Annotated in this window: 5 protein-coding genes; 4 read left to right on the forward strand and 1 reads right to left on the reverse strand. The window is 71.8% G+C overall.

The window, feature by feature from the left end; translation table 11 throughout:
• The first annotated feature begins 32 nt into the window (after positions 1 to 32).
• Positions 33 to 1,454: an FGGY-family carbohydrate kinase gene (locus AB0D27_RS30330; protein ID WP_362515218.1), complete on the forward strand. Its 1,422-nt coding sequence runs from the start codon at positions 33 to 35 to the stop codon at positions 1,452 to 1,454.
• A 37-nt stretch (positions 1,455 to 1,491) separates the two neighbouring features.
• Entirely contained in the window at positions 1,492 to 1,683 is a 192-nt protein-coding gene (locus AB0D27_RS30335; protein WP_362515220.1) for a hypothetical protein, read from the forward strand.
• A 3-nt stretch (positions 1,684 to 1,686) separates the two neighbouring features.
• Here AB0D27_RS30335 and AB0D27_RS30340 read toward each other — a convergent pair whose 3' ends face one another.
• A complete protein-coding gene (locus tag AB0D27_RS30340) occupies positions 1,687 to 2,355 on the reverse strand; it encodes a DsbA family protein (RefSeq protein ID WP_362515222.1) in 669 nt (222 codons plus the stop codon).
• Positions 2,356 to 2,490: 135 nt separating this feature from the next.
• Between AB0D27_RS30340 and pepN the strand changes: the two genes are divergently transcribed.
• Positions 2,491 to 5,073 carry an aminopeptidase N gene (gene pepN / locus AB0D27_RS30345; RefSeq protein WP_362515224.1) on the forward strand — a complete coding sequence of 861 codons (2,583 nt, stop codon included), beginning with the start codon at positions 2,491 to 2,493 and terminating at the stop codon, positions 5,071 to 5,073.
• Between the two features lie 260 nt (positions 5,074 to 5,333).
• Positions 5,334 to 6,386, forward strand: coding sequence for a hypothetical protein (locus AB0D27_RS30350; protein ID WP_362515226.1), 1,053 nt, complete (start codon positions 5,334 to 5,336; stop codon positions 6,384 to 6,386).
• Positions 6,387 to 6,518 lie beyond the last annotated feature (132 nt).

Raw genomic sequence — 6,518 nt, forward strand, 5'->3', positions numbered from 1 at the left:
GACGAAATTGAGCCGAGCTGAGGGAGCCGGGCATGTACGTCGGTATCGATGTGGGCACGTCCATGGTGAAGGCCGCCGCCTTCGACGACGCGGGCCGCGAACTGGCCGTACGGGCACGGCCCGTTGACCTCACCATCCGCGGCGGCCTGGTCGAGCAGGACATGGAGGAGGTGTACGCGGCGGTGGTCGCCGTACTCTCCGAGCTGACCGCCGCCGTACCGGGCCCCGTCGAGCTCGCCGGGCTCACCGGGCAGGGCGACGGGGTGTGGCTTGTCGACGAGGCGGGCCGGCCGGTGCGTCCCGCCGCGTCCTGGATGGACGGCCGGGCGCACGAGCTGGTGGACCAGTGGCTCGCGGACGGCACCTTCGAGACGGTCTTCCGGCGCACCGGCAGCGCCATGTTCCCCGGCTGCCCGGGGCCGCTGCTCGCCTGGCTCGACCGCTACGAGCCCACCTCGCTGGACGCCGCGACGACCGCCCTGTACTGCAAGGACATGGTCTTCCAGCGGCTGACCGGCGTCCTGGCCACGGATGTCTCCGACGCGTCGATGCCGTTCCTCGATCCGCGCACCCGCGCCTACGACAACCGGGTCGTCGAACTCCTCGGACTGGCCCACCGGCGCGGGCTCCTCGCCCCCGTCAGCGACCCCTGCGCCACCGGGCGGACCCTCGGCGAGGGTCTGCCGCCCGGCACCGCCCTCGCCAACGGTCCCTACGATCTACCGGCCTGCGCGCTCGGCGCGGGCGTCACCGCCCCCGGCGACGGTCTGCTGATCGTCGGGACCTGCCTGGCCGGCCTCGTCGCAACGACGGACCTCGACCTGACCGGCGAACCCGCCGGGCTGTACATCTCGACCGACCGGGCCGGGTACTGGCTGCGCGCCATGCCCGCGATGGTCGGCACCGCCGCGCTGGACTGGGTCCTGTCGACGACCGGCGTCCACCACGACGAGGTCGACGAGCTGCTCGCCGCGACCCCGCCCGGCGCGAACGGTGTCCGCGTACTCCCCTACTTCGCCCCCTCCGGCGAGCGCGCCCCCTTCGTCGAGCCCCGCCTGCGCGCCGAACTGACCGGCGTCTGCCTCGAGTCGACCCGCGGCGACCTGATCCGCGCCACCTGCGAGGGCATCGGCTACGCCGCCCGCCACTGCCTGGAGGCCGCCGGCCTCACCGGTTCCCTGGCGGTCTGCGGCGGCGGCACGCGCAGTCCCGCCTGGATGCGACTGCTCGCCGACGTCCTCGGGCGGCCGCTGCGGGTCATCGAGGGCGAGGTCGGGGCGCGCGGCGCGGTACTCGCGGCGGCCGCGCGTCATGGGGTGGCCCTCAACGCCGCCGCGTGGACGCGGCCGACGGCGGTCGTGGCCCCCGACCCCTCTCGGGCCGCGCATTACGCCAAGGCGTACGAGGACCACCTGGCCCGCCTCACCGAGGCCCGGAGCCGGGCGCGAGCGTAAGCTCTTCTCCCGCCCTTCTCCTACGGAGGTGTTCGCCGTGGACGTGCGCTGCCCGAACTGCGGAGGACCACTGCAGAAGTTCCGTCGGCTCACCAAGGACGAGGAGGAGGCCGTCCGCAAGATCAAGAACGTGGACGACCCCTCCGCCTACCAACGCTGCACCCGCCCGGGCTGCCGACGGTTCCAACGGTGGAGCAACTGGCGTGACGGCGACACCTTCCCCGAGTAGCGCCTAAAGGTTGCTGAAGTCCGGCCCCGCCGTACGCGTCCGCTTGATCTCGTAGAAGCCCGGCACCGAGGCGACGAGGAGCGTGCCGTCCCAGAGCTTGGCGGCCTCCTCACCCTTGGGAGCCGGGGTGACGACCGGGCCGAAGAAGGCGATCTGCTCGCCGTCGGCGCCGGGGACGGCGATGACCGGGGTGCCGACGTCCTGGCCGACCTTCTCAATGCCCTCCTTGTGGGAGGCGCGCAGCTCGGCGTCGAACTCGAAGTCCTCCTGATCGGCGTAGTCGATCAGGTCGGCGGGCAGGCCGACGTCCGCCAGGGCGCCGGCGATCGCCTCGACGGTCGGGCCCTCGCCCTGGTTGTGGATGCGGGTGCCGAGCGCGGTGTAGAGCGGGCCGAGGACGTCCGCGCCGTGCTTCTGCCAGGCCGCGGTGACCACGCGCACCGGCTTCCAGGCCTTGGTCTCGAGCAGTTCCCGGTACTGCTCGGGAAGCTCGTCCAGCTTCGGCTCGTTCAGCACGGCGAGGCTCATGATGTGCCAGCGGACCTCGATGTCCCGGACCTTCTCCACTTCCAGGACCCAGCGCGAGGTCATCCAGGCCCAGGGGCACAGCGGATCGAACCAGAAGTCGACGGGGGTCTTGCCGGAACTGGTCTGAGCGGTCTGCTCGGGCATGGCTCTCCTCGGAAGGTGGTCTTACCGGGCCAACACCAACGGGCACCCCACCCATTCCCCGTGCCCGGCGTCAGGGGCGCATGGCAGGATCGGTCCTGTTCACACGCATCCATGACGCCATGAGGGAGTGCAGCCGTGCCCGGTGAGAATCTGTCCCGCGACGAGGCTCAGGAGCGGGCGGCACTGCTGTCCGTCGACAGCTACGAGGTCTCCCTCGACCTGCGCTCAGCCGTCGGGGAGACGGAGACCGAGCCCGCGCCGCGCACGTTCCGTTCGGTCACCACACTCCGTTTCCGCTGCGCCGAGCCCGGCGCGGCGAGCTTCGCGGACCTGATCGCGCCGAGTGTGACCGCCGTCACCCTCAACGGCAAGGATCTCGACCCGGGCGAGGTCTTCGACGGCTCCCGGATCCGGCTGGAGGATCTCGCCGCCGACAACGAACTCGTCGTGGACGCCCAGTGCGCCTACTCCCGCACCGGCGAGGGCATGCACCGCTTCGTCGACCCCGAGGACGGCGAGGTGTACCTGTACACGCAGTACGAGCCCGCCGACTCCCGGCGCGTCTTCGCGAACTTCGAGCAGCCCGACCTCAAGGCGCCCTTCCGCTTCGAGGTGCTGGCACCCGAGGGCTGGGTCGTGTGGAGCAACGGCGTGGGTGAACTCGCCGACGGAGTATGGAAGTTCGCCGAGACCAAGCCGATCTCGACGTACATCACGGCGTTCGCGGCGGGCCCGTACCACTATGTGACGGACAGCTACTCGCGCACCTTCGACGACGGCAGGACGCTGGAGATCCCGCTCGGCGCGATGTGCCGCAAGGGTCTGGCCCCCTACTTCGACGCCGACGACGTGTTCCTGGTGACGAAGCAGGGCCTGGACTTCTTCCACGACCACTTCGACTACCCGTACCCCTTCGGGAAGTACGACCAGGCGTTCGTGCCCGAGTACAACCTCGGCGCGATGGAGAACCCGGGGCTGGTCACCTTCCGGGAGGAGTACATCTTCCGCGGCAAGGTGACCCAGGCCTCGTACGAGGGCCGGGCGAACGTCATCCTGCACGAGATGGCGCACATGTGGTTCGGCGACCTGGTCACCATGGAGTGGTGGGACGACCTGTGGCTCAAGGAGTCCTTCGCCGACTTCATGGGCGCGTTCTCGCTGGTCGGCGCGACCCGCTTCAAGGACGGCTGGATCACCTTCGCCAACCGCCGCAAGGCGTGGGCCTACCGCGCCGACCAGCTGCCGTCCACCCATCCGATCACCGCCGACATCCGCGACCTCCAGGACGCCAAGCTCAACTTCGACGGCATCACCTACGCCAAGGGCGCCTCGGTTCTGAAGCAGTTGGTGGCGTACGTCGGCCAGGACGCGTTCCTCGAGGGCGCCCGCCGCTACTTCAAGCGGCACGCGTACGGCAACACGCGCCTCGGCGACCTGCTGACGGTCCTGGAGGAGACGAGCGGCCGGGACATGGCGGCCTGGTCGCGGTCCTGGCTGCAGACGGCCGGCGTCAACTCCCTGACCCCACAGGTGCTGCTGAGCGCCGAGGGACGCGTCGACGAGCTGGCCATCATTCAGGAGGCCGCCGAGTCCCACCCCGAACTGCGCCCGCACCGCGTGGCGGTGGGACTCTACCGGCGCTCGCCCGAGGGCGCCGTCGAGCGGTACGCGCGCGCCGAGATCGATGTCGACGGCCCGCGCACGATCGTCGGCGAACTGGCCGGCGCCGACGCCCCCGACCTCGTACTCGTCAACGACGACGATCTGACGTACTGCAAGATCCGCTTCGACGAGGGCTCGCTCGCCACCCTGCGCGAGCGGCTCGGCGAGATCACCGACCCGCTGGCGCGCGCCCTGTGCTGGTCGGCGCTGTGGAACCTCACCCGAGACGCCCTCATGCCCGCCCGGGACTTCATCGACCTGGTGCTCCGCTTCGCCGGACGCGAGTCCGACATCGGCGTGCTCCAGATGCTGCACGCCTGGGCCAACTCGGCGCTCACGCACTACGCGGCACCCGACTGGCGCGCGGAGGGCGGGCGCCTGCTCGCCGAGGGCGCGCTGAGGGAACTGCGGCTGGCCGAGCCGGGCAGTCAGCACCAGCTCACCTGGGCCCGCTTCTTCGCGAACGTCACGTCGAGCGAGGCCGATCTCCAGCTGCTGCGGGACCTGTGGGAGGGGACGGCGACGGTCGACGGGCTCGAGGTCGACCAGGAGCTGCGCTGGGCCTTCCTGGAACCGCTGGCCGCGCACGCCGTCGCGGACGAGTCCGCGCTCGCGGCCGAACTGGCCCGCGACGACACCGCGTCCGGCAAACGCCACCAGGTCCGCTGCCTCGCCGCCCGCCCCTCGGAGGCGGTCAAGGCGCAGGCCTGGGCGGCCGTCGTCCAGTCCGACTCCCTCTCGAACGCGCTCGTCGAGGCGACGATCGCCGGGTTCGGCCAGCCGTCCCAGCGGGAGCTGCTCGCGCCCTACACCGCGAAGTACTTCGACGCGATCGAGCGCCTGTGGGCGGAGCGGTCCATCCAGATCGCCATGGACGTGGTGAAGGGGCTGTTCCCGTCCCTTCAGGACTCCCAGGAGACGCTGGACGCGACGGACGCGTGGCTGGCCGCGCACGAGACGGCGGCACCCGCGCTGCGGCGGCTGGTGCTGGAGGCGCGGGACGATCTGGCGCGGGGGTTGCGGGGGCAGGCGTGTGACGTCGCCGCGGCGGGCTGAGCCCGCGGCCCGACCCGACGCACCCGAGGGCACCGGTTTTGCCGGTGCCCTCGGCGCTGTCCACTCCTCCGCTCATCCGATGCACTGCACCGGGTGGTTACGAAATACAGGTATTCAGAGCCGTAACCCCTATTACTCCCCGTCCGGACCAGCGTCTTTCGGCAGTCGAACACCCGTACTTTAGGGCGGGCTTGTCCGGATTTGTCGACGGGCGTGTAACAGCGGTTAGAGGGCGGACCCGGGGCGGGAAACCCCGGGTCATGAACCACAACACCCCGCTCTCCCCCCGCCCCCTCCGCCACCTGTCCGACGTACAGCTGCGCGTCCTGACCACCGCCCAGCTGCGCACCCACGGCGTGACCACCGCCGACACCAACCAGCAGTGCCGCCCCGGCGGCCCCTGGCAGCAGATCCTTCCGGGCGTCTTCCTCCTCCACCCCGGCCCGCCCACCTCCGAGGAACGCCTCCACGCGGTCCTGCTGTACGCCGCCCGCTCCCCCGTCCCGGGCACGGCGACCGCCATCCCCGCCCAGCCGGGCGCCGAGGAACCGCACGCCCCGCAGCCCTACGCGGACGCGCTGATCACCGGCCTGGCGGCGCTGGCCCTGCACGGCTTCGCCTCGGCCCCGCCGCTCCTCTCCCTCGACAAGATCGACGTCCTGGTCCCCCGCCTGCGCCGCCTGCGCTCGTCCGGCTTCGCCCACGTCGTCCGTGCCGCCTCCCTCCCGACCGCCTCGTACGTGACCGGCGTCCCGGTCGTCTCCGTCCCCCGCGCCCTCGCCGACGCGGTCGCGGACCTGGTCGACGCGGGCGCCGTACGCCGGCTGCTGACGGAGGCGGTACGGGGCGGCCACTGCGAACCGGCGGCGGTGGTACGGGAGTTGACGCAGGCGCGGCTGCTCAGCCGCCCGCACGTGGTGGACGCGGTGGACTCGCTGCTCGCGGAGGGCAGGGCCATCGCCGAGGACCGCCTCTACCGCATGGTCCGCGAGCACGGCCTGCCCGACCCCGTCTGGAACGTGGACCTCCGCCTCCCCGGCGGCCCTCACCTGGGCGGCCTGGACGCGTACTGGCCCGAGCAGGCGGTGGCGGTCGAGCTGGACACCCGCGCTCCCCGCCAGGACGAGGACGCCCTCTGGTCGGAGTACGCCCGCAAGCGCGAACACCTGGAGCGCCTGGGCATCACCGTCGTCTACATCACCCCGAAGAAGCTCCGCGACGCCATGGAGCAGCAGGCCACGGTCGTCCGCACCGCGCTGATGGCCTCGAACGACCGCGATCCGGCGGCGTATGTCGTGGTGCTGCCCCGGTAGTGACGGACCGGGGCGGTGTCAGGAGGGGAGAGGAGGGGCCCGCGGGGCCGGGGGGGGGGGGCCGCCCCACTTGGGCCAAGCCCCCAGGGGGGGGGGGTGGGGGGGCCCCCCCAAGGTGGGGGGGGGCCCCGA

Source organism: Streptomyces sp. NPDC048415 (assembly GCF_040651675.1).
Taxonomy (GTDB): Bacteria; Actinomycetota; Actinomycetes; order Streptomycetales; family Streptomycetaceae; genus Streptomyces.

Excerpts from the sequence above, each read along its gene's own strand:
- AB0D27_RS30330 (WP_362515218.1), top strand. The coding sequence starts at position 33 with ATGTACGTCGGTATCGATGTGGGCACGTCCATGGTGAAGGCCGCCGCC.
- AB0D27_RS30340 (WP_362515222.1), bottom strand. The coding sequence starts at position 2,355 with ATGCCCGAGCAGACCGCTCAGACCAGTTCCGGCAAGACCCCCGTCGAC.
- AB0D27_RS30350 (WP_362515226.1), top strand. The coding sequence starts at position 5,334 with ATGAACCACAACACCCCGCTCTCCCCCCGCCCCCTCCGCCACCTGTCC.